This is a genomic window from Paenibacillus oralis (assembly GCF_003863965.1).
Classification (GTDB): Bacteria; Bacillota; Bacilli; order Paenibacillales; family Paenibacillaceae; genus Fontibacillus; species Fontibacillus oralis.
Genome location: NZ_RRCN01000001.1, coordinates 2,686,496 through 2,712,962 on the forward strand (window position 1 = coordinate 2,686,496; position 26,467 = coordinate 2,712,962).

24 protein-coding genes are annotated in these 26,467 nt (G+C 57.2%); 17 read left to right on the forward strand and 7 right to left on the reverse strand.

All coding sequences use genetic code 11. From position 1 onward, the window contains the following. Positions 1-76: 76 nt before the first annotated feature. Positions 77-193 carry a DUF6838 family protein gene (locus tag EHV15_RS38035; RefSeq protein WP_342773978.1) on the forward strand — a complete coding sequence of 39 codons (117 nt, stop codon included), beginning with the start codon at positions 77-79 and terminating at the stop codon, positions 191-193. Positions 194-805: 612 nt separating this feature from the next. On the opposite strand, the gene EHV15_RS12310 is transcribed toward EHV15_RS38035, so the two are convergent. After that, on the reverse strand, positions 806-991 hold the full coding sequence (locus EHV15_RS12310) for a hypothetical protein (protein ID WP_246061500.1): 186 nt from the start codon (positions 989-991) through the stop codon (positions 806-808). 422 nt (positions 992-1,413) lie between these two features. Beyond that, positions 1,414-2,337 carry a hypothetical protein gene (locus EHV15_RS12315; RefSeq protein WP_128631462.1) on the reverse strand — a complete coding sequence of 308 codons (924 nt, stop codon included), beginning with the start codon at positions 2,335-2,337 and terminating at the stop codon, positions 1,414-1,416. Positions 2,338-2,617: 280 nt separating this feature from the next. Between EHV15_RS12315 and EHV15_RS12320 the strand changes: the two genes are divergently transcribed. From EHV15_RS12320 to EHV15_RS12335, 4 genes are all read left to right on the forward strand, one after another. Further along, entirely contained in the window at positions 2,618-3,451 is an 834-nt protein-coding gene (locus tag EHV15_RS12320; RefSeq protein WP_128631463.1) for a sulfite exporter TauE/SafE family protein, read from the forward strand. Position 3,452: 1 nt separating this feature from the next. Further along, a complete protein-coding gene (locus tag EHV15_RS12325) occupies positions 3,453-3,830 on the forward strand; it encodes a DUF1634 domain-containing protein (protein WP_128631464.1) in 378 nt (125 codons plus the stop codon). A 291-nt stretch (positions 3,831-4,121) separates the two neighbouring features. Then, the gene (locus EHV15_RS12330) at positions 4,122-4,793 is read left to right on the forward strand and encodes an NAD(P)-dependent oxidoreductase (protein WP_128631465.1); all 672 of its coding nucleotides are present in this window, start codon (positions 4,122-4,124) and stop codon (positions 4,791-4,793) included. Positions 4,794-5,012: 219 nt separating this feature from the next. Continuing rightward, the gene (locus EHV15_RS12335) at positions 5,013-6,797 is read left to right on the forward strand and encodes an NAD(P)H-hydrate dehydratase (RefSeq protein WP_128631466.1); all 1,785 of its coding nucleotides are present in this window, start codon (positions 5,013-5,015) and stop codon (positions 6,795-6,797) included. A 469-nt stretch (positions 6,798-7,266) separates the two neighbouring features. On the opposite strand, the gene EHV15_RS12340 is transcribed toward EHV15_RS12335, so the two are convergent. Then, on the reverse strand, positions 7,267-7,488 hold the full coding sequence (locus EHV15_RS12340) for a hypothetical protein (RefSeq protein ID WP_128631467.1): 222 nt from the start codon (positions 7,486-7,488) through the stop codon (positions 7,267-7,269). 25 nt (positions 7,489-7,513) lie between these two features. Beyond that, positions 7,514-8,413 (reverse strand): SDR family oxidoreductase, encoded by a 900-nt coding sequence (locus EHV15_RS12345; RefSeq protein WP_128631468.1) that lies wholly within the window; start codon positions 8,411-8,413, stop codon positions 7,514-7,516. A 363-nt stretch (positions 8,414-8,776) separates the two neighbouring features. Between EHV15_RS12345 and ssuE the strand changes: the two genes are divergently transcribed. From ssuE to EHV15_RS12375, 6 genes are all read left to right on the forward strand, one after another. Further along, complete coding sequence (gene ssuE / locus EHV15_RS12350; protein WP_128631469.1) at positions 8,777-9,322, forward strand: NADPH-dependent FMN reductase; 546 nt, start codon at positions 8,777-8,779, stop codon at positions 9,320-9,322. A gap of 231 nt (positions 9,323-9,553) precedes the next feature. Beyond that, positions 9,554-10,993: a 6-phospho-beta-glucosidase gene (locus EHV15_RS12355; RefSeq protein ID WP_128631470.1), complete on the forward strand. Its 1,440-nt coding sequence runs from the start codon at positions 9,554-9,556 to the stop codon at positions 10,991-10,993. Between the two features lie 197 nt (positions 10,994-11,190). After that, positions 11,191-12,021: a BglG family transcription antiterminator LicT gene (gene licT, locus EHV15_RS12360; RefSeq protein ID WP_128631471.1), complete on the forward strand. Its 831-nt coding sequence runs from the start codon at positions 11,191-11,193 to the stop codon at positions 12,019-12,021. A gap of 212 nt (positions 12,022-12,233) precedes the next feature. Continuing rightward, positions 12,234-14,132: a beta-glucoside-specific PTS transporter subunit IIABC gene (locus EHV15_RS12365; protein WP_128631472.1), complete on the forward strand. Its 1,899-nt coding sequence runs from the start codon at positions 12,234-12,236 to the stop codon at positions 14,130-14,132. Between the two features lie 204 nt (positions 14,133-14,336). Then, positions 14,337-14,939: a P-loop nucleotide/nucleoside kinase family protein gene (locus EHV15_RS12370; protein WP_128631473.1), complete on the forward strand. Its 603-nt coding sequence runs from the start codon at positions 14,337-14,339 to the stop codon at positions 14,937-14,939. Positions 14,940-15,249: 310 nt separating this feature from the next. Beyond that, on the forward strand, positions 15,250-16,017 hold the full coding sequence (locus EHV15_RS12375; RefSeq protein WP_178075839.1) for an AAA family ATPase: 768 nt from the start codon (positions 15,250-15,252) through the stop codon (positions 16,015-16,017). 399 nt (positions 16,018-16,416) lie between these two features. On the opposite strand, the gene EHV15_RS12380 is transcribed toward EHV15_RS12375, so the two are convergent. From EHV15_RS12380 to EHV15_RS12390, 3 genes are all read right to left on the reverse strand, one after another. Next, entirely contained in the window at positions 16,417-17,205 is a 789-nt protein-coding gene (locus EHV15_RS12380; RefSeq protein ID WP_342773980.1) for an alpha/beta fold hydrolase, read from the reverse strand. Between the two features lie 112 nt (positions 17,206-17,317). Continuing rightward, a complete protein-coding gene (locus EHV15_RS12385) occupies positions 17,318-18,496 on the reverse strand; it encodes an acyl-CoA dehydrogenase family protein (RefSeq protein WP_128631474.1) in 1,179 nt (392 codons plus the stop codon). A gap of 26 nt (positions 18,497-18,522) precedes the next feature. Then, on the reverse strand, positions 18,523-18,825 hold the full coding sequence (locus EHV15_RS12390; RefSeq protein ID WP_128631475.1) for a putative quinol monooxygenase: 303 nt from the start codon (positions 18,823-18,825) through the stop codon (positions 18,523-18,525). Positions 18,826-19,241: 416 nt separating this feature from the next. Here EHV15_RS12390 and EHV15_RS12395 point away from each other — a divergent pair, with 416 nt between their 5' ends. The 6 genes from EHV15_RS12395 (at position 19,242) to EHV15_RS12420 (ending at position 26,322) form a co-directional block, all read left to right on the forward strand. Further along, positions 19,242-20,129: a TIGR01777 family oxidoreductase gene (locus EHV15_RS12395; protein WP_128631476.1), complete on the forward strand. Its 888-nt coding sequence runs from the start codon at positions 19,242-19,244 to the stop codon at positions 20,127-20,129. A 459-nt stretch (positions 20,130-20,588) separates the two neighbouring features. Next, positions 20,589-21,590 carry a beta-ketoacyl-ACP synthase III gene (locus EHV15_RS12400; protein ID WP_128631477.1) on the forward strand — a complete coding sequence of 334 codons (1,002 nt, stop codon included), beginning with the start codon at positions 20,589-20,591 and terminating at the stop codon, positions 21,588-21,590. Next, complete coding sequence (locus EHV15_RS12405; protein WP_128631478.1) at positions 21,580-22,959, forward strand: ATP-grasp domain-containing protein; 1,380 nt, start codon at positions 21,580-21,582, stop codon at positions 22,957-22,959. Before EHV15_RS12400 ends, EHV15_RS12405 begins: the two co-directional genes overlap by 11 nt. Then, complete coding sequence (locus EHV15_RS12410; RefSeq protein WP_128631479.1) at positions 22,956-23,945, forward strand: NAD-dependent epimerase/dehydratase family protein; 990 nt, start codon at positions 22,956-22,958, stop codon at positions 23,943-23,945. The genes EHV15_RS12405 and EHV15_RS12410 overlap by 4 nt, the downstream gene beginning before the upstream one ends. Continuing rightward, a complete protein-coding gene (locus EHV15_RS12415; protein ID WP_246061503.1) occupies positions 23,942-24,988 on the forward strand; it encodes an MBL fold metallo-hydrolase in 1,047 nt (348 codons plus the stop codon). Before EHV15_RS12410 ends, EHV15_RS12415 begins: the two co-directional genes overlap by 4 nt. Continuing rightward, positions 24,985-26,322 carry a F390 synthetase-related protein gene (locus EHV15_RS12420; RefSeq protein WP_342773981.1) on the forward strand — a complete coding sequence of 446 codons (1,338 nt, stop codon included), beginning with the start codon at positions 24,985-24,987 and terminating at the stop codon, positions 26,320-26,322. The genes EHV15_RS12415 and EHV15_RS12420 overlap by 4 nt, the downstream gene beginning before the upstream one ends. Positions 26,323-26,467 lie beyond the last annotated feature (145 nt).

A 26,467-nucleotide genomic window follows, 5' to 3' on the forward strand; every position in this document is an offset into this window, starting at 1 on the left:
TGATGAGTAACGTAGCGTCTACGCCCGCGACCTGGTTTCCGGAGCTATCGGTTTACACCGGGCGGAGTCGGAAGGCTTGCCGGAACCGAGTTTGTTCGTGCAGCTGCCGAAATCGGAGCAGACCCGCGAGTTGAACCGCCGGTTCAAGCGGATGTATTCGCTCGACATGCAGTTTATTCCCTGCGGAACATAGTCAGGAGTCCGCTCACGGCAAGGCGGAGCAGATCCATGAGCTGTTCGCCAATGTTGTGTCGGACAAGGGGCTGATCCAAGGAGTGGGGAAAAGCACCGTTCACTCAGATCATCTCTTCGCCGGCCGGGGAAATCAAACATGGTGTTTATAAAAAAAGCGGACTTTAAAGATCTTTTTATAGACCATCTTCTCAAGAAAAACAAACGATATTAATAAAAAAAGGAGCTGTTGATTTATGCCAGAAGCAACATGTACCTATTATCCAGGCAACCACCAAATGAGACCCCAAGGATTTGCCTTCCTATGTGATGAAGATTATAATCGCATACACTGGGAGGTTACCCCTGGCCTCTATAAATGTAAGTGTGGGGATCGATTTATTTGTGAGGGGTCTCCTGAAGCCGGTACAGTAATTGGTAAGTATGTTACTGAGGGTGCAATTCTTGGAGCTGCGGTACTTCAGGGTGTAGGAGTATTGAGAATCAATTCGAAGTATATTCATGAAACAAGTGCAAGAACATTAGCCGGATTCACATTCCTGCCCTAGAAACAAAATAAAGAAAAAAGCCGTTGCAAGAGTAAAAAGCAACGGCTTTTTTCTTTATATAATAATTAAAAAATTCTACTCAGCAGAATAATTGCTGCAATTACTCCAACTAAAATCAATAAATTTGTAATTTGTCTCCAAAGCCCAGAAACACCATGTGAATGTAGCTTTTTTTCATTTGTATCAAAATTAGCCTTAGCACCGTGTGGATCGGCAGGACTAGAAAAAGGTTTTCCGTGATCGTCAATCATGAAAGTTTCCCCCTTCCGTAACTAAATTCATTATAACATGAATTAATTAATTTACAAATTTGGAAACCATATAATAAATTTATATATCGATCTTGTTGTACTCATGCTTATTATATCCGGTTGATAGTGTATTAGCCTTTCCCGCGATTTTAAGTACCTCAATATCCTCTAAAAATGAAGATCATACAAAACGCATTTTAAAAAGACCAAATAAATATTATTCTGACTCAACTTTCGCAGCATGGAATCGGAGAATAGACCTTGATGTAGTTGGGGGCTGGAGAAATATGGTTGTTTGGGTGGGGATGAACTGCACTTTTGCATTTCGCGGCGTTTCGCGGCATTTTGCTTGCGGCCGGGCTCCGACGGTGTATTCTAATGGCATCCCGACGCCGTGAGCGTCGGGAGTTGCCCACACACGATTACCGGTCCCGCGGTTCGCCGTCCTTTGTGGCGTCCGGGTGGCCGCCGTCGCTGCCGTCGCCGGAAGCCGCCGATGGATGGCCGACATATGGGCGCGATTTCCGCGGCTTGCGGCCGTTCAGGCGGTAACCCCAGCCGAAAAGCAGCAGCTGCAGGCCCAAAATATACGGAGCAAACACGTATCCAGCCAGATGGAATAAGGCCAACACGGCGATCAGCACGGCAAGAATCCGGGCGAGCGCCGAGCTTGCGTTTTTGCGGCGGAGGCTCATCGCTGCCGGATAAAACACCCCCAGCGCCAACCAGGTTGAAACGAGCTGGATCCAGGACGCCCAAAGACGCCAGCGGTCAGCCCCTTCGGCCGGGGCCGGAAAAGACTCGTCCACCAGTTGCAGCAGCCATAAGAAGGTGAAAAACAACCCGGCCGCAAATAGAAACGGCAGTGAAGGACGAAAATAACGCCACAGCCATTGTCCCCATCCCGGCTGCTCCATTTGGCGCAGCAGCTTGTCCCGTTCGGCGATCAACTGCTCGCTCTCCCTCTCCAGTGTCTTCAGCAGCAGTTCAAGCCGAGCGGCGTCGCCGTCGGCGGCGTAGGCCGAAATTTGCGTCAGCGCGTTTTCCGTGGCGTAAGGAGCGGCGCGCAATGCCAGCAATTTGTTCAATAATAAGCGTTTTCCCGCCCCCGAGAGAGCAGGCTTGTCCAAAGCGCGCATCAACGCCGCGACCGCAGCCGCGTACAATTCCAGGCTGTTTTTCAAATGCTCCAGCCGTTTATGTTCTTCAAACGCCGCTCTGCGGCGGGCGGTCCCGTACAACCAGAGAAAAATCACGAGCGCCAGGAAGGCGGTTACAGCGGACCCCTGATGCAGCCGAAACCAAGTTATCCATTCCGAAAAGGACACCGTGATCCCCCTTTCCATTTTCCTCCTTCCACTATTGCACAGGAGCATGGCGAATTTCAAGGCGCTTCGTCAAAAAAGCGGAAATTCCCGGAAATTGAGGGTGAAGTCTGAAAAGCAAAGTGTTATACTTGGTAGCTGACGATAGGAGCAGGCGATGTTTTTTTTGCGGTTATCGGAAGGAGTGTACATATGGCCATTCTCCGCGCGCATCATACGCCGGTTTAGCACCAACGTTGCGCATCGTGGTCGGCATTTCTGCAAATCGTCACGGAAAATGATCAGCAAAGGAGATGCAGTTTTGACAACGATCGTTATTGAAATTTTTCTAATCGCCATATTGGCGGGGATCGTGGGCTCGATTCTGGGCCTCGGCGGGGGCATTATCGTTACGCCGGCGCTCACCCTGCTGTTTGGCGTTGACATCAACCATGCAATCGGGGCGAGCATTATATCCGTCATCGCCACGTCCAGCGGCTCGGCGGTGGCTTACCTGCGCGACCGGATCACCAACTTGCGGGTCGGCATGTTTCTGGAAATCGCCACGACCGTCGGGGCAATTACGGGGGCTTTTATCGGAGCGTTGATCGCGCCGCGGATTTTATTTTTCATTTTTGCTCTGTTGTTGCTTTATTCGGCTTATTCTATGATCAAAAAAGGCAAGGAGGAAGTGCCGGAGGGCGTCCGGCTCCATCCCCTCGCGAAAAAGCTGGGGTTGCAGGGAGAGTATTACGACAAAGCGATCGGCAAAAGCGTAGCCTACAACATCGACCGGGTTTATGAAGGCTTCGGGGTCATGTACGGGGCGGGCGTCGTTTCCGGCTTGCTCGGGATCGGCAGCGGCAGCTTTAAGGTGATGGCGATGGACGTGTTTATGAAAATGCCGCTGAAGGTGTCCACGGCCACCAGCAATTTTATGATGGGGGTCACGGCGGCGGCCAGCGCGGGCATTTATTTGCTGCGCGGAGACATCATTCCGACCATTTCCGCCCCGGTGGCGCTGGGCGTTCTTGTCGGGGCCACCGTAGGGTCGCGGATCATGCAGCGGCTGAAAAGCAAAACGATCCGCAAGCTTTTTATTCCGGTGATGATTTATATCGCCTGCCAAATGATCTACCAAGGATGGAGGGGTTAACATGAACGAAAGCCATCCTGCGGATAAAAACCGTGCCATCGCCGCGGAAATCGTCGTCAGCAAAATGCTGCGGATCGGCGTCATCGTGGCCGCCGTCGTGATCATCGCCGGCCTGCTGCTATTTTTGGTGACGGGGGACAGCGGCTACCCGGGGGACACGTTCCCGACCAGCTTTGGGGACATCGCGCAAGGGCTGGCCGCCATGAAATCGGCCGCCATCATTCAGGCGGGGCTGCTGCTGCTGATCCTGACTCCGGTGCTCCGCGTGTTTGTTTCGCTGTTTGTGTTTTTGGCGGAAAAGGATTACCGTTTCGTGCTGATCACGGCGGTCGTTTTCGTCATTTTGATCGTGAGTTTTTTGCTCGGCAAAGCGGGTTGAACGGCCCTGCGGATATTAAGACTGGTTAAGCTCCCGGCAGAACTGCCGGGAGTTCTTTTTGTATGGCCGATCGAACAGCTCTGATTGGAAATATCCAATCTGGCTCCATAATGGGCTCTCTAAGGGCTCGCTTTTCTTGGAGCCTATACGGCGAGGGAAATGGCCGGGGAACCACAAAACTTGGCGGTACCGGGGGCCGGCGGTGTTTTGAACTGCCTTTTTGGGATGATTATAATAAGAGCAGCCGAATTGGGTTGACGACAAGCGTAGAGAGGACGGAATGGATAACCAATGAATATCGTATTGTTTGGGGCTACGGGCACGTTTGGAAAAAGAATTTTGGCCGAAGCGCTGCGGCGAGGGCATGACGTGACGGCGGTGGTGCGCGATCCGTCGCGGCTTGCCGAAGCGGACCTGCAGGAAACGGGGACGGGAGCGGCGAAAGGCAAACAAGGAACGCTGCGCGTGATCGAAGGGGATATTTTGATGCCCGATTCCATCGCCAAGGCGGCGGAGGGGCAGGATGTTGTGATTAGCGCTTACGGGCCGCGCTTTGGGGATGAGGATGAGATGCAGGAGGCGACGCGCTGCCTGATCGAAGGAACGAGACGCGGCGGCGCACGCAGGCTGATCGCCGTTGGAGGCGCGGGAAGCCTTGAGGTTGCGCCGGGCGTCCGGCTGATGGACTCGCCGGAGTTTCCGGAGGAGATTCGTCCGCTGGCCCGGGCGCACAACGAGGCGCTGGCGTTGTATCAGGCTTCCGGCCTGGACTGGACGGTGATCTGTCCGCCGGCGGTCATTGAACCCGGCATACGGACGGGGCAGTTCCGGATTGGCTTGGATCGTTTGATCACGGATGAACGGGACCAAAGCCGGATCACCGTTGAGGATTACGCGGTGGCGCTGCTGGACGAGGTCGAAGATCCGCAGTTCCCGGGCGCGCGGTTTACCGTTGCTTACTAAGAGAGGAACTAGTTAAGGCTTTTGAGCGTGGCATGGAGCTCGGAATGTGCGTTAGGAGTGTTAGCTTGGATGGTGGAAAGAAGACGAATCGGGAGAAGCTTGCACATAACGGCGATGCCGGTAAGGCATGTCAGCGATTTGTAGTAATAGTAATTCGGAGAAGCCGGCCGATTCTGTTGTTGGTGAAATTGGCGGTTGGATGGGAAGGGAGGAGCAGGAATGAGATTTGTGACATCGGAGCAAATGCGGGAGATTGACCGGCATGCGATTGTACAGATGGGAATTCCGTCAGTCGCGTTAATGGAAAACGCCGGACGGGCGATCGCCGAAGAGGTGCTGGCCTTTTGCCGGAAGCGCCGGCATCAAACCTGGGAATGGCCCGCACGAAGAGTGGAAGAGGCTGGCGAACGAATTTACGATGACGGCTGGGATGTTGACGTGCGTGGTTCCTTGCGGGCCGGCGGATCGGATATCCACGTTCGCGGAGGGATGAAGAGAGACGGATGGTATGGACAGAGCGCGCTCGGGGGCAGCAAGCCGTCTTTTGTACCGGCCTGCTCGAATGCCGGGAGACATGGCGAGTTGGGCGCGATGGACGGGTATCCGGAGCATTGGCTGATCCTGGTCGGCAAAGGGAACAACGGCGGCGACGGCCTGGTGTGCGCCCGGCATTTGACCGACGCGGGCGTAAAGGTAAGCCTGTTGTACGCCGAGGAGCCGGAAAAACTCGGCGGGGAAGCGGCGCTGCAGCAGCGCATTGCGGAAGCGCTGGGGCTTCCGGGCGCGGTGTACGCTCCCGGTGACGTTGCGTCGGCCCGCTCCCGGGGCGTGACCGGGATCGTTGACGCGCTGCTCGGCACCGGCGCCAAAGGCGCGCCGCGGGGTATTTACGCCTCCCTGATCCGGGAGGCGAACGAAAGCGGGCTGCCGATCGTCGCAGCCGACATCCCCAGCGGGCTGGACGCCGATACGGGCGAAACGTACGACCCGTGCATCCGGGCCCGGATTACGGTGTGCCTCGCCTTTTTGAAGGCGGGGTTGACGCAGTATCCGGGGGCCAAGGCGGCGGGGGATGTGATCGTCCGCTATATCGGCATCCCCCGGGAGCTGCCGCAGGGCATGGCGGCTGCGGGAATTGTCCTCACCGGGGAGACGCTGCGCGGCGAGCTCGGTGTGGATCCGGGCCTGCGGCGCGAAGCCGACGGCCACAAGGGCACGTACGGGCACGTGCTGCTCGCCGCGGGCAGCCTGCCGCTGAGCGGCGCCGGCCTGCTCGCCGCCAAAGCCGCGCTCCGCGCCGGCTGCGGGCTGGCGACGTGGGCGCTGCCGGCGGCGCTGCTGCCGCATGTGCTCGGGGCCGTGCCCGAGCTGATGCTGGCGCCGGCCGCCAGCGGCGACGCCGGCGCCTGGAACGCAGCCGCAGCGGACGAAGTGCTGCGGCTGCTGGCGGCGCGCGACGTGCTCGCCGTCGGCCCGGGGCTGGGCCGCTTCCCGGGCGAGGACGCCTTCCTGCGCGCCTTGTGGGAGGGCGCCCCGCGTCCCCTGGTGGTGGACGCGGACGCCCTCAACATCCTCGCCGCGGCCGGCGGCCTCGCGGCGTGGAAGCGCCGGGACGCGGCGACGATCCTGACGCCGCATCCCGGCGAAATGGCCCGGCTGGCCGGGCTGCCGACGGCCGAGGTGCAGCGGGACCGCATCGGCCTGGCGCGCCGCTTCGCCGAGCAGCACGGCGTCACGCTCGTGCTGAAGGGCGCGCGCACCGTCGTGGCGGCCCCGGACGGCCGCGTCTTCGTCAACGTTACTGGGCACCCCGGCATGGCGACCGGGGGATCGGGGGACGTGTTGACGGGCATCATCGCCGGGCTGCTGGCCCAGGGCCTGGACGCTGTTCAGGCGGCGGCGTTGGGCGTGTACCTGCACGGCCTCGCCGGCGAACGCGCCGCAGCCGCCCGGCCCGGGTCTCCGGCCTCTTTGCTGGCCGGAGACATCATCGAAGCGCTGTAAGCGGCTTGGCCGCCCGGCGCTTGGTCTTCGAGAAATCGCCTGGATATGGCGATAAATACCACGGAAATCGCCCAGCCCAGCAACGGTGGTACAAAGTCATGGTATCGCTTAACCGGGATAGATGAAGTAGAACAGCCGCGGCATCGCCTACCCCGGACACGGCGAAAGAAAGCCGCGGCATCGCCTACCCCGGACACAGCGAAAGAAGGTCACGGTATCGCTCACCCCGGATATAGCGGTAAAAAACGTCGCTATTTCTGACTTTCTACTGAAATGGCGCAGGATAAGGGACTTTTATGTCGTTATTTATCCGGTGAAGGCGGGGAAAGTTGTTTTTTTTCGGGAGCGGAGATAGATAGGTACATAAAATGCCTCTATTTTGCACTGGATACCTAAATCCCTGAAAATAACGCCATAAAATACCCCTATTTCGCGTAGAATCGTGAGAATGTCAGCATTAAGCGCCACTTCAGGGACGAATCGTGAGAATGCCAGCATTAAACGCGCCGCAAGCAGCGCCAACATTCAGCGTAAGCGGCCGGTAAGCGGCCGCGCCGACAGTTAGGCTTTGCAAACCTGTCCGGGCGCCAAACAAGGCTGCTATACCAACGCTAGAGCATTGTAAGCCGCCAAGTGCCGGCAAGGCTAACAACGATGCGTTGCCCGTCGCCAGAGAACAAGTTAAACGCAAAAGGACGCCCCCGGCGTCCTTTTGTCTAAGCCGTTACCATACTGCCGCCGTTGACGTGCACGGTTTCGCCGGCAACGTAGGAGGAGTCGTCGCTGGCCAGGTACACGTAGGCGGGAGCCAGCTCATACGGTTGGGCGGCGCGGCGGATGGGGGTGTCCGTTCCGAACGTCGTGACTTCCTCGGCCGAGAAGCTGGAGACGGTAAGCGGCGTCCAAACGGGGCCGGGGGCGACGGCGTTGACGCGGATGCCGAAATCGATCAGGGAAAGGGCCAGGGAACGGGTGAACGAAACGACCGCACCTTTGGTGGCGGAGTAATCGATTAGCGTTTTGTGCCCCCTGTAAGCGACGACGGAAGCGGTATTGATAATCGAGCTGCCGCGCCGGAGGTGGGGCAAGGCGGCTTGCACGAGGAAAAAGTACGAAAAAATGTTCGTTTGAAACGTCTGATACAGCTGCTCTTCGGAGATGTCGGCGATGCTGTGCTGCGGGTACTGAACACCGTGGTTGTTCACCAGGACATCAAGCCGCCCGAAGTGCCGCATCGTCTCCTGGATGACCCGCTCGCAGTTCGCTTTGCGGCGTAAATCGATTTCGATGAGCAGACAGCGTCGCCCCAGCGCTTCAATTCTCCTTTTCGTCTCCTCTGCGTCGGAGGTTTCCCATAAATAAGGGATGACGAGGTCTGCCCCTTCCTTGGCGAACGCCACCGCCACGGCGCGCCCGATGCCGCTGTCGCCGCCGGTCACGACGGCTACTTTCCCTCGTAATTTGCCGCTGCCGCGGTATTCGGGATTGTCGAAAATCGGCCGTGGCTGCATTAAGCTTTCCAGACCGGGCTGCCTTTCCTGATGCTGCGGCGGAAAAGCGATCGGCCGCTCCTCGCAGACCGTTTTTTTGCCGATATACGGATACACGGGATTCATAAACTAACAGGCCCCTTCCTAAAAACGGTAATTTTGCTTCATCGTATGCAACCGCCCATGGGGATGTGCCCAGACGCCGGCCCGAAGCGCCGGAGTGGCTTTCATTGACTTTTCCTTAAAATATTGATAGCATCTTTTTTAACCTAGCAGGTTCATCGGAATTTGACGGAATGCTTGGTGTGACGGACCGCCTGGTGCGGCAGAATACTTAGTACGGCAGAACACTTAGTACGGCAGGACACTTAGTGCGACAGTACACTTGGTGCGCCAGGATACTTGGCGCGACAGGCCGTATGGCCTGACAGCGATTCGTATACCGATTTAGAAAATAATCCATCTTATACATAAAGGAGAGAATCCGACATGGCCAAAGTTACGATTATTAACGGCAGTCCCACGCCGGGATCCCGGCTGGCGGCCGTCCTTTCCCTGACGGAGGAACTGCTGGGCAAAGAAGGGTTGGAGGTCCGGCATTTGAATGTCGGCGAGCTGCCGCCGGAAGATTTGATCCATACCAAATTCGAAAGCGCGGCGATCGTCAAAGCCAATGCGATGGTGGCCGAGGCGGACGCCGTCATCGTGGCCAGTCCGGTATACCAGGCCTCGTACACGGGAGTGCTCAAAACCTTCCTCGATCTGATCCCGCAAAAAGGCCTGGCCGGCAAGGTCGTGCTGCCGCTGTTCATCGGAGGCAGTTTGGCTCACCTGCTGACGATCGATTACGCTTTAAAGCCGGTATTGTCCGTGCTGGGCGCCCGCTATATCCTGGGCGGCGTGTATACGGTCGATTCGCAAGTGGTCCGTAAAGAAGAGGGCGGGTTCGATATCGCTGAGGAGTTAAAGCTCCGTCTTGAGGAGAACGTGAAAGAACTGGTGCGGGAAACGAAGCTGCGCCAGCAGTCGTCTTGACCTTCCGGTTCATGACCCGAGGCCGCGGCTTTGGCTTTCTTTGGTTGACATCCTCCCCGAATGATTGTTAAAGTTGTAGCATAATCAATCAAAAAATGACACGGGGATGTTACCACTCGGGCATAACCTGAACGCTCCAGTCTGCACCGATCGTGCGGCCGGGGTTGTTCGGGTTTTTTTATTACGAAAGGTTAGTCCCTACAACGCCAGCAGAAAGAAAGGAGCATGAACATGACCGGTTTTAGATTCCCGGAAAACTTTTTATGGGGCGGGGCGATTGCCGCAAACCAGGCCGAAGGCGCTTACTTGGAGGGCGGAAAGGGCCTCACCTTGGTGGACTTGCTGCCGACGGGCGAGCAAAGAAGAAGCATCATGAAAGGCAACGTTCCGTCGTTTAAGCCGCTGGACGGCGAATTTTACCCGTCCCACGAAGCGATCGATTTTTACCATCGTTACAAGGAAGACATTGCTCTGTTCGCGGAGATGGGCTTTAAGGCGCTGCGCGTCTCGATTTCCTGGGCGCGTATTTTTCCCACCGGGGAAGACGCCGCTCCAAACGAGGCCGGTCTGAAGTTTTACGACGACCTGTTCGACGAACTGCTGAGAAACGGCATTGAGCCCGTTGTCACCCTGGCCCATTTCGATGTGCCGGTGGCCCTAATCGAGAAATACGGCAGCTGGAAAAACCGCAAAATGGTCGAGCTGTTCGAAAGATATTCCAAAACCGTGCTGGAACGTTATAAGGACAAAGTGAAATATTGGATGACCTTTAACGAGATCAATATGCTGCTGCATCTGCCGTTTCTGGGTGCGGGGCTGGTATTTAAGGAAGGCGACAACGTCAAGCAAATTCAATATCAGGCGGCGCATCATCAGCTCGTTGCCAGCGCACTGGCGGTTAAAGCCTGCCATGAATTGATTCCGGACGCCAAAATCGGCTGCATGCTCGCGGCTGGCAGCTTCTATCCGTATACCTGCAACCCGGATGACGTGTATCAGGGCATGGAAAAAGACCGCGAGTCCTACTTCTTCATCGACGTGCAATCACGCGGTGAATACCCGGGGTACGCCAAGCGTTTCTTCCGCGATCACGGGCTGACCATCGAGATGGAGCCGGGCGACGCGGAGATTCTGAAGGAGCATACGGTCGACTACATTGGCTTCAGCTACTACTCCAGCCGCACGACCAGCACGGATCCCGAAGTGAACAAAAAAATGACGAGCGGCAATGTGTTCGGCTCCGTCGCCAACCCTTATCTGGACAAATCCGAGTGGGGATGGACCATCGATCCGCTCGGCCTGCGCATTACGGCCAACCAATTGCACGACCGTTACCAGAAGCCGCTGTTCGTAGTGGAAAACGGGCTTGGTGCGCATGACGAGGTCACTCCGGAAGGAGAAGTGAACGACGACTACCGGATCGATTATCTGAAGCGCCATCTGGCCGAGCTGGGCGAAGCGATCCAGGACGGGTGCGAAATCCTCGGCTATACGTGCTGGGGGCCGATCGACATCGTCAGCGCCTCCTCCGGCGAAATGAGAAAACGCTACGGCTATATCTACGTGGACCGGGACAACGAAGGCAACGGCACGCTGAAACGGACCAAGAAGAAAAGCTTCGGTTGGTACAAAAATGTCATCCAATCAAACGGTGAAAACCTCGGCGAGTAATCGCACCGGCTTGATGAACATGGAAAATCGGAGGTCCCGGATAACCGGGGCTTCCCTCTTTGTTCTGTAAGCGTTGACAATTCTTGGTTCGGTTTTCATTTTGTCGTGCCGGGGTTTTTTCTGTTTTTGCCGGAGAAAATGATATAACGAGAAGGCAGGGAGCCGGCTTAAGCTGGTTATAAAGGACGGGGGGTCATATGAAAATAGCCAAGGTCATTAACAACAATGTCATCAGCGTGCTTCAGGAGGACGGGACGGAGCTGGTGGTCATGGGCAGGGGGATCGCTTTTAAAAAGAAGCCCGGCGATAAGGTGGACGAGAGCCGGATCGAGAAGGTGTTTGCGCTCAAAAACAAGCAGACCTCCGATAATTTCAAGATGCTGCTGCGCGAGGTGCCCATCGAACTGATCGTCATCGTTGAGGAAATTATCGATTATGCCAAGAAGAACCTCCCCAAGAAGCTGAACGAAAATATCTACGTTTCTTTGACCGATCACGTCAACTTTGCGGTGGAGCGGCATCAGCAGGGACTGGAGATCAAAAATGCCCTGCTATGGGAGATCAAACAGCTGTACAAGGAAGAATTCCGCATTGGCCTGAAGACGCTGGAGCGGATCAAGCTTAAGCTGGGCATCGACCTTCCGGAGGACGAAGCGGCCTTTATCGCCATCCATATCGTCAATGCGGAGATGAACGAGGAAGTCGGCACCACCATGGACATTACCAAGTTCATGCAGCAGATCATCAATATCGTCAAATATCATTTCGGGACGGAATTTGAAGAGGATTCGCTGAGCTATTTGCGTTTTATTACGCATCTGAAATTTTTTGCCCAGCGGGTGCTCAAGGGGACGCACTACAAGGAGAACTATGACAATCTGTTCGATTTGATCAAGGAGAAGCATAGGGAAGCCGCGTTATGCGCCGAGAAAATCAAAATGTTCGTGGAAAAAGAGTACAATCACAAATTAACCAACGAGGAAATGCTTTATTTGACGGTGCATATCGAACGGGTCGTAAATCGTTAATAAAGCGTTGACAAAGAGAAGAAAGCGGTATATTATAGAGCCATCAAAACCATATCAGCATCTTAATGGGATTGTTACTGGTGATGCAGGCAAAACCTAAGTCGTGAAAAATAGCGAGACATTGCGGTCTACTATTTTTCAAGGCTTAGGTTTTTTATTTGCCAAAAAACACCAAATTATTGCTTTTATTCAAAATAGTGGGGGTGCACAGCATGAGTTACGAGAACTTAGCAAAAGAAATTGTTCAGGGCGTAGGCGGCGAAAAAAATGTCGTTTCGCTCGTCCACTGTGCGACGAGACTGCGGTTTACCCTGAAGGACACATCCAAGGCGGACAAAGCCAAGCTGGAAAAGACCGACGGGATCATCACGGTCAAGGAAAGCGGCGGACAGTTCCAGGTGGTTATCGGAAACACAGTGCCGGAGGTTTATAACGCCATCGGCCGGGTTTCCAACATTTTGAGCGATTCCAAAGCGGAGGACAAGCCGCAGGGCGGCAAAAAAGGCTTTGGAGCCGTGATCGACGTCATTTCCAGCATCTTCGCTCCACTGCTTGGGGTCATGGCGGGAGCCGGTATTCTTAAAGGGCTGCTGCTGATTGCCAGCAATTTCGGCTGGCTGCAGACGACGGATACGACCTACATCATCCTGTATGCGGCGGCGGACAGCCTGTTCTACTTCCTGCCGGCGATGTTGGCGGTTACAACGGCCCGGAAGTTCGGCGGCAATATGTTTACGGCCTTGGCGATTGCCGGAGCGCTGCTTTATCCGCAGATCATCCAGTTGAAAACGGAGGGAACGGAGACGCACTTCTTCGGCATCCCGGTCATCATGATGAGTTATTCGTCGACCGTAATTCCGATTATTTTGTCGGTTATCGTGATGAGCAAGCTGGAAAAGTTCTGCAATCGCGTGATTCATGAGAGCATCAAGAACTTCGTGACACCGCTGATTTCACTTGCGGTTATGGTTCCGCTGACTTTGATCGTATTCGGACCATTTGGCGTGTATGTCGGCAACGCCATCGCCGACGGCCTGCTGGCCGCCTTCGCGTTCAGCCCGCTGATCGCCGGCGCCATTCTGGGCGCATCCTGGCAGCTGCTCGTTATTTTCGGCGTACACTGGGGTTTGATCCCGGTATTCATCAACAACATCGCGGTTTACGGCAAAGACGGCATCAAGCCGGCGGCTACTGCTTCGGTCTTCGCTCAGACGGGCGCGGCGCTCGGCGTTATGCTGCGAACGAAAAACAAAAAGCTGAAGGCGCTGGCCGGTTCCGCTACGCTTTCCGCCCTGTTCGGGATTACCGAACCGGCCGTGTACGGGGTAACCCTGCCGCTGAAGCGTCCGTTTATCGCGGGGGTGATCGGCGGCGCCGTCGGCGGCGCGATCATCGGCCAGGCCGGTACTCAGGCATTTGCTTCCGGCGCTCCCGGCCTGCTGACCCTGCCGATTTTCTACGGCCCTGGCGGTCAAGGCTTCCCGGGGTTGATCATCGGGATTACGACTTCGTTCCTGCTGTCCGCGGTATTGGCTTACGTGCTGGGCTTCAAAGACCCGGTTGAAGAAGAGGACAAAGGCAAAGCCGGCGCTTCGGCCGAACCAGCCCAGGATCAGGAACAAGGCACAGCTTCCGATAAACCCAGCGACATGGCGCTCAGCCCGTTAAGCGGTAACGTGGTTCCGCTGTCGGAGGTGCCTGATCCGGCCTTCGCCGCAGGGGCGATGGGCAAAGGCGTGGCCATCGAGCCGGCCGCGGGACGGGTCGTCGCTCCATTCGACGGAACCGTCACCGTAGCGTTCAAGAAAAAACACGCCTTGGCGGTGGTGTCGGATAACGGCGCGGAAATTCTGGTCCATGTCGGGATCGACACGGTCAAGCTGGACGGCGAACACTTCACTTCGTATATCAAAGAGGGCGATCGTGTTGCGGCCGGCCAACTGCTGCTGGAATTCGACGTGGACAAAATCCGGGAGGCCGGCTACCCTACGGTTACTCCGGTAATCGTCACCAATACGTTCGATTACACCGATGTGCTCCCGCTCCGGCAAGGAGAGGTTCGCGAAGGGGAAGAACTGCTCCGGATCGTCGGCAACGACGCTGAAGCGTAAGGGGAAACCCCGGCAACAAGAGTAAGGTTCCGCGCTGTTTTGCGCTGGCCTTGTCCGCTGGTGTTTCTCGCGGATGCCTTGCCTTGCGGGCAGGCTGTTGCAAGTCGCTCGTCATGCCCCGTCCAACTGCAGGTGTGCCGATTCAAAATTGTATAGTACAATGGGATTAGCTATAGGCAGATACTTAAGGAGGATCGCTACATCATGCAGAAGTTGGTTTTTTTTGTGGGCGTCGCCGGAACGGGGAAAACGACGGTGGCCCGCAAGCTGGCGTTTCGCATGCCGGCGGCTTTTTTGGACCGCGATACGGTCGGCGGACGTTTCGTCGAAAAAATACTGGAGATGAACGGGCTGGACGTCAACGATCGCGACTCCGATTTTTACAAACATCATCTTCGCGATCTGGAGTATGACACGACCAAGGACATTTGCATTGAGAATTTGGCTGCGGGCCAAAATGTCTTTATGATTTCCCCGTTCACGGCGGAGCTTAAAAATAAAGCTTGGATTGATGAGGTGCTTCAGGCGGCGGGTTTAAGCAACCGCGAAGTGGACGTCAAGGTCATTGTCGTTACATTGAAGGATATGGAGACGCAAAGGGAAAGAATCATCGAGCGGCAAACCGAGCGCGATACGTGGAAGCTGGAGCACTGGGACGACTTCAAGCACCGCGTCCAATTCGTGCCGGAGATCAACTGGGATATCCCGTCCTCATCGATTTTCGTCTTCGACAACAGCGGCGACCTGACGGAAGAAAAGGTCGAAACCGTGTTCCAATTCCTGCAGGGCGTTGGCGTCGAAGCCTAGAGCCCGGAAGATCCCAAGGAACTCATAACATACTAATAGCAACAACGCCTGTCCGGCGGCTTCCGGCCGTTTTTCGGACAGGCGTTTTTAGTTGTCTAGCGTTTTCTGTTGCGTGGGGCGTACGCCGAATTTCATTGGAAAAATCCAATGTGAGCATCAATTACCGCGGCCGATCCAGGATGATGGACAAACAAGCCACCAAGGCCGAGGGGAACGGTTACATACGCCGGCGTATCTGTTTTATAATGGAACGGCATAGTGTTGCGGACGTGTTTGGTGAATGAAGTGTTAAGATCGGGAGAGCATCCGGATGGAAAGGAGGAGATTGGCTTTGGACATGAACGCCTATTTGCGTAAAATCGCCTTGCGCCGGGAGGAGGTGCCCTCGTTTGATCGGTATCCGTTTCACCTTCCCGCGGTGGCTTCGCTAGATGAGTTGGAGTTCCATCCCAAGGTCACATACATCGTCGGCGAAAACGGGATGGGAAAATCGACGCTGCTGGAAGCGCTGGCGGTCGCGCTCGGCTTCAATCCGGAGGGCGGGTCGCTGAACTTCAATTTCTCAACGGCGGAGACGCACTCCGAGCTCCACCGCTACATCCGTACGGTGCGCGGGGCGGTCCGGCCGCGGGATGGGTTCTTTTTTCGCGCGGAAAGCTATTACAACCTGGCCACGGAAATCGACAACCTCGACCGCGAACCGGGCGGGGGCTCTGTAATCGCGTCTTACGGCGGGAGATCGCTGCATATGATGTCGCATGGAGAGTCTTTTTTCGCGGCGTTTATGAACCGTTTCCGCGGGCGCGGCCTCTACATCATGGACGAGCCCGAAGCGGCGCTGTCGCCGTACCGGCAAATGGCAATGCTGTCACGGATCCACGATCTGGTCCGTTCGCATTCGCAGTTCATTATTTCCACCCACTCGCCGATTTTAATGGCTTATCCCGACAGTGTGATCTACCAGCTGACGGCGGGCGGCATCCGTAAGGTTAAGCTCGATGAGACCGACCATTACGTCATTATGAAGGAATTTTTGAACAATAGGGAAGGGATGCTGCGGGAGCTGCTTAAGGATTAAGGGCCGGAACTTAAGGCCAAGGGCTAAGCGTCCCGTGGCTGGTTGCTTAAAGACTAATTAACCTAACTTTTGCAGCGAATTTTTGAGATCGATCAGTTCCTGCAGTTGTTCGTTTTTCATTGGGAGGAGGACGGCCTGGTGGGATCAACTGCAAAAGTGCATGCTATTTTTCGTGAATCACCATTTTAGAGCGATTGAAATGCAAAAATACATCTCACGTAGGGGCCATCCGATAAAAAAGTAACTTTTGGCCGGAAATGAACTGCACTTTTACATTTGACCCGCCAGTTTAGAGGAGTTTCGACAAAAACCGCCTGCACTTTTGCATTTCGTGGGACTTGCTCCACCTGCTTTTAAGTTGGTTTGCGTTCATCAATTTAAAACGAATGGACGGGACCCTTAAAAGGTACTCGCAAGAATGAAATTGCTGACCGTATCTCTGTATAGTGCAGGCTGTTCCTTATGCGGAGTATGCCCGCAGCCCTTCATAACGATGGTCTCGCCTTGCGCGGCATCTTTATATGCCCGAATATGACGCTCGCATGTGACAGGATCGTGCTTACCCAAAATAAGGAGCGACGGAACTGACAACCGGGACAGAAGCGGAACTGCAGATTCAAATATCTTCCCTTCTTCCCTTAGTCGGCTGAGGTGGATATCCGTTTTTTCTCCGAATTCGTCCCATTCTTCTTCCGTATACAAAGAATCATCCGTCAGCGTCTCATAAGGGGAGTAAATGAGCTCTTTCTTTTCGCCCAGATCTTCTCCAAACTGCATGTACCGGTCAAAAAGCTCCCTGGCGGAAAGGTTACTCGCCGCCAAGTGCAAACATTGTTCCGAACGCTCCGCGTCGCCTAGAGTTTTGAAAATGGACGCTGCTTTCGTCAGCAGGCTTTGCGCGGTCCACGTAAAATCGAACGTGGGACATTCAAAAATAACGTTCGCAACAGAGTCCGGATGACCCGCTGCATAGATCAAAGCCAAATAACCGCCGAACGAGTGGCCGATCACTGACCATTGTTTGACGCCGAGTTGTTGCCTGAGATTTTCGCAATCGTCAATGAGATCCTTAAGGCCAAAAGGCTCGTCTTCCAAAATCTTTTCGGAACGGCATACCCCCCCGTTGATCGATGGCAATGACAAAGAGTTCTGCCGCAAGCCTCTCCGCCTGATGATAGACGAATTCATAACAACTCTCCCCGGGCCCGCCGTGTAAAAAAAGTACTGCGGGCGAGTCTTTTTTGCCGAAAATCTCGACATGCAGCTTTTTTCCGCGAACAACGCATGGTTGAATCATTTTTTAGCGCTCCTTCCCCTCCAGCTTCCCCTCCAGCGCCTCACCCACCAGTATAGCCATGACCGCATCGTCCATCGGCGGGTTGTGCAGGCCGGCACGGACGTCGCGGTAGTAACGCTCGAGCGGATGGCTTTTCGATAAGCTTGTTCCGCCGACGATGCGCATCGCCAGATCGACGATCCGGATCGCGCCGTTGGTGGCGGTCATTTTGGCGAGCCCGAGGTCGGACCGCAGCTTCGGCCGCAGCTCGGGATGGCGGTCCCAACGGTCGGCCGCGGCGTACAGCATCTGCCGGGCCGTCCGCTGCTCCAGCTCCATCTGGCCGATCAACTGGCGGATATTCGGCAGTTCGGCGATCGGGCCTTTGATGCTGTTCGGGCGGTAGGAGGCGGCAAAGCGCAGAGCAAATTCCCGCGCGGCCAGGCCGATGCCCATATAGCAGGCCGGAATGTGCAGCAGCCATCCGCCGCCGTCGTCGATCGTTGCACCGCTGGGCTTCAGCAAATGGTTTTCCGGTACGAAAACTTGATCGAGTATGATGTCGTGGCTGCCAGTGGCTCGCATGCCCAGGGTATCCCAGGTTTCCTCGATCGTTACGCCGTCTTTCATCATGACGAGGAACTCTGCGGTTTTACCGGTCGTTTCGCAAAAAGCGGTGATGATGCAGCGGTCGAGCGCGGGCGATAACGTGCTGAAATTTTTCCGCCCGCTCAGCACCCAGCCGCCCTGAACCGCTACAGCCGTCGTGGCGGGTCTGCCGCCGCGGCTCGGGCTGCCGGTCGCCGGCTCGCTGGCGAACGCGTTGATCATCACGCCTTTTTCCACGATGTCCCGGCATAGCTCCGCCCATACCGGTTCGGGCCAGCTGCGGCTTTCCCGCAAGTTCAGCACCTTGCCGACATGCCAGCCGACAGCCAGCGCCGTGGAACCGTCCGCCATCGCCAGCCGTTCCTGCAGCTGCACCATTTCGTATAATGAAATACCGTCACCGCCAAATGTCTCGGGTACGGTCAGCTTCATATAGCCAAAATCGCGCAACTCGTCGATGTTCTCATGCGGAAATGTGCCCAGCCGGTCATGCTCCGCGGCCCGCTCCGCAAACTTCGCCGCCAGCGCTGCAAGCCTGTGCAGGCGATCCCGCTCCTGATCGCTGCGAATATATGGATCATGTTGAATATCCATTGGCGTATCGCCTCCTTTTTTCGGAGTTATATGCCCTTGCCGCCGACAGGGCGGATTTGGATGGATTCCACACCGGCGATCAGCGGCATGGCACGCTGGATGGACGCTTTCGTCGCTTCTTGTTGGAGTGAGGCGTCATGGGCCTCCTTACTGCTCCATACCTCCGTCACCCACACGGTATCCGGTTCCGTATCGGAGACGTTGACGATATACAACTCACATTCCTGGACCAACTCGGCTCCGGCGGCGGCTTCCAACAAGATATCGACCAGTTTGTCGCGCTCCCCGGGTTTGGCGGTAAACTTGGCGTACATTCCGTATTTGCTCACGGCAAATCCCTCCGTTATCGTTTTGGCTGTAATTCTGGGCTTAATCTAGCAAGCGGTGCTAGGCAATAGGTTGCCGCGAATGATCAGGCTATCCGGTGCTAACGGCTGTCATAGCGCTTATTCGAGCGAAAAAACGGGAAATAAGTTCGCGGGCAACCGTTACAATTATCGTACTTTTATACGCCGCACCTATTCCCGATCAAGCACCGATTTCAGTTTTGAGCCATAATTCGGATAGCCTAAATTATCGCTTAAAATTTAATGATTAGCAATGTTTGACAAAGCAGAACCGATGGGTCCGGCGGACCATTTTGCGCGGTTGGCGGCTTTGGGCAAATTCAACTCCGAAACCATGGTATAATGACGACAATATATCACGAACTTTGTCATTTTATTTGCGACAGGAGAGTGGATTCATGATGCCCAAAGTGGTGCTGGCCGGAGGTACGGGCTTTGTCGGCCGGGCTTTCGAGCGCCGGTTTAAGGATATGGGATATGAGATCAGCATGATTTCCAGGCAGTCCTCCCACATTTCCTGGGATGACCGAACGGGAATAACGCAAGCGCTGGAAGGCGCTGATTTGCTGATCAATCTGGCAGGCAGATCGGTAAACTGCCGCTATACACCGGAAAACCGCCGGCTGATCCTGGAGTCAAGAACGGAGACCACACGTTTGCTTGGGGAGAGCGTTTTGGCATGCCGCCGTCCTCCGGCGCTGTGGATCAATTCAAGTACGGCAACGATCTACCGGCATGCGGAAGACCGCCCCATGACAGAAGAAGGCGGTGAGATCGGCACGGGATTTTCGGTTGATGTGGCCAAGGCGTGGGAGCAGGCTTTCTTCGCTTTTGACCTTCCGGACACACGGCGGGTAGCGCTCCGCATCGCCATCGTGCTGGATGACGGCGGGGTGATGGGGCCGATGCGCAATCTGGTCCGCTTTGGGCTTGGCGGGCCGCAAGGTTCCGGGCAGCAGCAGTTCAGCTGGATTCATATGGAAGACTTGTTTCGGATCGTGGTGTTCCTGCAGCAGCATCCCGAGCTGGAAGGCGTCTTTAACGCTTCCGCGCCGCATCCGGTCACCAATCGGGAGCTGATGGCCAGCTTGCGCCGGACGATGGGCGTCCCCATCGGGCTGCCCGCGCCGCGCTGGATGCTGGAGCTCGGGGCGCGGCTCATCCGCACCGAGACCGAGTTGGTGCTCAAGAGCCGCTGGGTCCTGCCGGAACGGCTGCTGCGGGAAGGGTTCACGTTTAAGTACGAAACGCTGGACGGGGCATTGAAGGAGATCGTGTCGCGATAGCGGTTAGCTGCGGCTGGCAGTGGTGGTTTCACGGATGTGCTTTTTTTCGCTTTGCGGGTTTACGATGATGGAGAGCAAGGCCGTTGGCAGGGGCAGACCGGTGTCTGTCCCTGCCGTTGTTAAAAGTTTGGATAAACTCAATGGGCTGATTGGAAATATCCAATAGAATTGGGAATTTAGTGGCAAATACGGCGACCTGATTGGATATTTCCAATAGATTAGGCACGGAAGGGCGCAAAATGGGCGATTGAACGAAATCTATTGGATATTTTCCAATGAGAGCTCAAAATGGTATTTATTTTCCGGCAATCTATTGGATTTTTTCCAGTCACAACTCCAAACCCACGCCTTAGATTCAGGGATTCCTGAGAATTCACGCCTGCGAGGACTTTATATTTTCATTATCTGATTGGGACGAATTGTCACAGTTATCGACAACCAAGAAGTGGAGATGGGGAAATGCAGCTTAGAAAAGTAAAAATACTCGGCACGGGGAAATACATGCCTTCGCGGCGCGTCACGGACGAGGAGATGGACCGCCTGCTTGGCGTTCCGGCCGGATGGACCGGCAAAATCACGGGGGTTGGCGAACGCCGCTATGCGGCCGAAGGGGAGACGTCGTCCTATATGGGAGCGAGGGCGGCGGAAATGGCGCTGGCAAACGCCGGGCTTAGCTTCGCCGATATCGACTGCCTGGTGTGCACGAGCGGCACGAAGGAACAGCCGCTGCCCAGCACGGCCGTTTTCATCCAGCAAGCCATGGGCCAGGAAGACTCGGGGGTGCCGGCTTTTGATATGGACGCCACCTGCCTGAGCTTCCTGAACGGGCTCGACGTCATGTCATACCTGGTCGAGGCGGGCCGGTACCGGCGGGTGCTGCTGGTGGCGACGGAGATCGCTTCGGCCGGGCTGAATTGGGCCGACAAGGAGAGCGCGGCGCTGTTCGGCGACGGGGCGGCCGCCGTGGTGATCGGCCAATCCGAACCCGAGGAGGTTTCGCAGATCGTATACGCCTCCATGAAAACGTACAGCCGCGGTGCCCGGTACTCGGAGATCGCCGGTGGCGGAACCCGCCGCCATGCCTCGCAATATTCGGCGGAGCGCCCCGAGCCGTTCCTGTTCAGCATGAACGGACAAGCGATCTTCCGCATGGCCTCCAAACTGCTTCCGGAATTTCTGGACGGTTTGCTGGCCCCGTCGGGAACCCGTATGGAGGATATCCGGCTCGTGATTCCGCACCAGGGCAGCGCGATGGCGATGCGCCTGCTGCGCCAGAAGCTCGGCATCGCGGAGGACCGTTTTTTCGATAATACGCGGAACCACGGGAATACGATCGCCGCCTCCATTCCGATGGGGCTGCATGAAGCGATCGCGCAGCGGCGCATCCGGCGCGGCGACCGGGTGCTGCTGCTGGGGACGGCGGCGGGCCTGTCGCTGGGGGGGCTGCTGCTTGACTACTAGGCCGCTGCGCATTCTGCTCACGGGAGGCCGGGCTCCGGTTGCGCTGGAGCTTGCGCGCCTGCTGCATCGCGCCGGGCACCGGGTATACGCGGCCGAGAGCGCGCCGCATCACCTGTGCCGGCGCTCAGCGGCGGTGGAGCGGAGCTTTCATGTTCCGCCTCCGCGACAGCAGCCGCAGGATTATTTGACCGCGCTGGAGAAGGTGATCGGGCAGTGGGACATCGACCTGTTGATTCCGCTGTGCGAAGAGATCTTCGTCATCGCCGGCGGGAGTGAACGGCTGAAGCGCCGCTGCCGCGTGCTGGTGGCGCCGCTGGAGCTGCTGCATGAATGGCATCATAAATACCGCTTCATTCAGCGCGGCGCTTCGTTGGGTTTGCCCGTCCCGGCTACGGCGCTGCTGAACAGCCGCGAGGCATGGCAGGCGACGATGAGCCTTGCGGCTGCAGAGGGCAGGAGCGTGGTGCTGAAGCCGGCCTATTCGCGCTTCGCTTCCCGGGTCATCATGCCGGCGGCGAAGGTGGGGCCGAGGCGGGATCCAGCGGCGGCGGAGCCGAGGAAGGGAGCAGCGGCGGAGCCGCCCGGGGAGCGCCTTGGCGGGCCTGGCGGGGCAATGCCGCTCAGGAGCGGCGGGGCTATACCATCACGGAGTGGCGGGAGTATACCGCTAAGGAGCGACAGGGCAATGCCGCCAAGGAGCATACAGCCGCCGCCTCCGGAAGGAAGCGAGCTGTCGGAGACGTCGCCCTGGGTGGCGCAGGATTTTATTGCCGGCCGGGCGATATGCACCTACAGCGTCGTGCACGACGGGCGCATCGTTGCTCATGCCGCTTACGGCAGCCGTTACCGGACCGGGAAAACGGGGGCGAGCGTCCATTTTGAATATATGGAGCATGAAGGTGCTTTGGAATGGGTGCGCCGCTTTTTGGATGGAACGGGGTTCTGCGGACAGATCGGCTTTGATTTGATCGAGCAAAACGGCGGCGAGCTGTACGGGATCGAATGCAATCCCCGGGCGACCAGCGGCGTTCATCTGTTCGAGTCCGGCACCGGCTTGGAACGGGCGCTGCTCAGCCCTGAGGAACTGGCGGCCGAAGGCGTCATCATCCGGCCGCGCCCGGGGAGCAAGGCGATGCTGGCCCTGCCGATGCTCGGCTGCGGATGGCGGGAGCTGTTGCGCAGAGGGCTAGGCTCCTGGCTGGGGGCGGTCCGGGGGACCCGGGACGTTATCTTCCGGGCGGATGACCTTAGGCCATGGCTGGAGCAGGCACAGGTCGTATACGATGCCTTCCGCACGGCCCGCAGATTGGGGATTACGCTGACAGAAGCGTTAACTTACGACATAGAATGGAACGGTGAACCATCATGAAAGCATTGGTAACTGGGGCGACGGGTTTTTTGGGAGGACACCTGGCCAGGCGGTTGGTCCGTGAGGGCTGGGACGTAACCGGTCTCGGGCGCAGCCCCGAGCAGGGCCGGCGGCTCGAGGCGGAGGGTATCCGCTTCCGCTGCCAGGATTTGCGCGACGAGAGCGGCACCGCCGCGGTCTGCTCCGGGCAGGATGCGGTCTTTCATTGCGCGGCGTTATCCTCGCCATGGGGCAAATACCGCGATTTTTACGGCTGCAATGTGGAGGCTACCCGGATACTCGCCGAGGCCAGCCTGCGTCATGGGGTGCGCCGCTTCATTCATGTATCGACCCCAAGCGTATATTTCGATTATTTGCCCCGCTTGGGCATCCGCGAGTCCGAGCCGCTGCCGGTTAAAGGAGCTAATCATTATGCCGCCACGAAGCGGCTGGCGGAGCAGGTTGTGGAGCGGTATCATGCCAAGGGGCTGGCGTCGGTCATTATTCGGCCTAGAGCGGTATTCGGCCCCTATGACCAGGCGCTGTTCCCGCGCATCGTCGCCGCGAGCGGCAAGTCCGGCGTACCGCTGATCGGCGGCGGGAAGGCGCTGATCGACGCGACCTACGTGGACAATGCCGTGGACGCGCTGCTGAACGCCTGGAGCGCACCCGAAGAAGCGGGGGGGCGGGCCTATAACATTACGAACGGGGAACCGAGGGAGTTCGTGCGGCTGGTAGAGTCCCTGTTTCGTATGCTGGACTTGCCCCTGAAGACCCGCTCCATTTCTTACCGGAAGGCCTACGGAGCGGCCGCGGTGCTGGAAGGGCTGCACCGGCTGATCCCGGTGCTGGGCGAGCCGCTGCTTACGCGTTATACCGCCGGTACGCTCGCCCTCAGCCAGACGCTCGACATTACGGATTCGCGCACGCTGCTCGGTTATGCTCCGCGCGTCAGCCTGGACGAAGGGCTGCGGCGTTTTGCGGAATGGTGGAGGGGACGGTCATGATGAAGAGCATCCAAACGAGCGTTCCGGCCAGAGCGGCCGGGGCCTTGACAAGCATTCTGCCTGGGGCGCCAGGGGGTAAAACAAGCATTCCGCCTGGGGCTGAAACAAGCATCCTACCTGGTGCGCCCAAAGCTCAAACAAGCCTCCCGCCTGAGGCGTCAAAGGCTCAAACGAACCTTCCCGCAAAGGTCAGGGTGCAATTGTATCTGGGCGCGGCCGGGTACTGCACCCATCCGGAATTTTTGACCCTGCGCGGCGGGCGGCTGCGCCCGGTCCGGTTCCCGGCGGGATTTGCCTGCATCGTCCATCCGCAGCATGGGCCGGTGATGGTGGATACGGGGTACAGCTTCCGCTTTTTTGAGGAGACCGCCAGGCTGCCGAATGCGCTGTACCGGTATATTACGCCGGTGGTGTACGAGGAGCGCGACAGTGCTGCGGGCTGGCTGCGGGAGAGGCTCGGCATGGACCCGGAACAGGTCAAATACGTGATTTTGACGCATTTTCATGCCGATCATATCGCGGGCGTCAAAGATTTTCCGCAGGCTAAAATGATTTATTTGCCTAAAGCCTACGAGGCCGTACGCTCGCTGCGACCCTTGGCCGCCGTCAGAGCCGGGTTCCTGCCCGGACTGCTGCCGGACCCCGAGCAGTTCGCCGCAAGGTCGGAGCCCATTGACACGGGTGAGCAGCGATTCCGCTTCGGGCCGGAGTTTCCTTTTGCGGAAGGATTCGACATTTTCGGGGACGGCAGCGTGATCGCCGTGGAAGTATCCGGCCATGCGGAGGGGATGATCGGACTGTTTGCGAGTACGGGGGAGGCCGACTATTTTCTTTGCGCGGATACGGTTTGGTCCAGCCGGGCGTTCCGTGAAGGGCGCAGGCCGCATCCGGCGGCAGGGATCATCATGTCGGACAGGCGGGAGTACGGACGCAGTTTCGAGCGGCTGACGGAGCTGCACCGGAGGTATCCGGACATCCGGATCGTGCCCAGCCACTGCACCGAGGCGTTGAGGCTATGGGGAACGGAGGCGATGGAACGTTGAGCATATCCAGCACGCTGCGGACCGTATATCATTACTGGCTGACGCGCCGGAGACGAAAATGGAGCAGCCGCGCCCGTCTGGAGCGTTGGCAGGAGCGCCGGGTGATTCGCCATATCCGTTGGGTTCAGGCTAACTCTTCTTTTTACCGCGAATGGTGGAACGGGTTGGAGAACGAGGCATGGCGGAGCTTTCCCTTGATGGACAAGGCGCTGATGATGGAGCATTTCGACCGCCTCAACACGGCCGGCATTCTGAAAGAGGAAGCGCTGGCGTTGGCGGCCGAAGGGGAGGTTACCCGCAATTTCAGCCCTGTGATCAAAGGGATAACGGTCGGGCTGTCGTCCGGAACGTCGGGCAATCGCGGACTGTTTCTGGTGAGCGGCCGGGAGCAGGATGCTTGGACCGGAACGGTGCTGGCGAAGCTGCTGCCCGGAGGGCTGCGGAAGCCGGCGAAGATCGCTTTTTTTCTGCGGGCGAACAGCAATCTGTACGAATCGGTGCGGCGCGGAAAGCTGGAATTCCGGTACTTTGACCTGCTGGACCCGATCGGCAAACTGGTGGAACGCCTGGAGGCGTACCGGCCGACGGTGTGGGTCGCCCCTCCTTCGATGCTGAGAATGCTGGCGGATGAATTCACGGCGGGCAGGTTGACGGCGCGGCCGTCCAGGCTGATTTCGGTCGCCGAGGTACTGGATCCGCTGGATCGGGACGTGATCGAGAAAACATTCGGGCAAACGGTCCATCAGGCCTACCAGTGCACCGAAGGTTTTCTGGGGGCGACCTGCGAGCTGGGGACGCTGCACTTGAACGAGGATGTCGTCCACATTGAAAAAGAATACCTCGACCCGGCCACCCGGCGCTTCGTGCCGATCATAACCGACTTCTCCCGCACCACCCAGCCGATCGTACGCTACCGCCTCAACGATGTGCTGACCGAAGCGGCGGAGCTGTGCGCCTGCGGCTGTCCCTTCACCGCCATCGAGCGGATCGAGGGACGCTGTGACGATATCCTGTATTTTCCTCATAGCCGTACGGGGGAGCCGGTTGCGGTATTTCCGGATTTTGTGGCCCGGGCGGTCATTGCCGCTTCGGCTGCGATCGAGCATTACCGGGTTGTCCAGCTCGCCGGCGGGGAGCTGGACATCTCGCTGCAGCTCGCGCCGGACATTAGCTCTCCTGCAGACGTGGAGGCCAAAGTAAGCGGGCAGCTTCAGGAACTGAGCCGCAGGCTGGAGAGCGACTTGCCCGAGATCCGCTTCAGCCCGTACCGGTTCGTTGCGGGAGCGGCCAAGCTGCGTAGGGTGGAACGATGTAAAGCGGCGGATAGGGAATAGCGCTGGGAGTGACGGAAGGTAGGGATGAACGCAAACAGCGGCATAAACAAAAACATCAGGGAAAAAACGATTCTAACGGTTGCCACAACCGCTAATTGATCCAAAAACGTTGATTTCAAATTCTAACGGTTGCTATGAGGCTTAT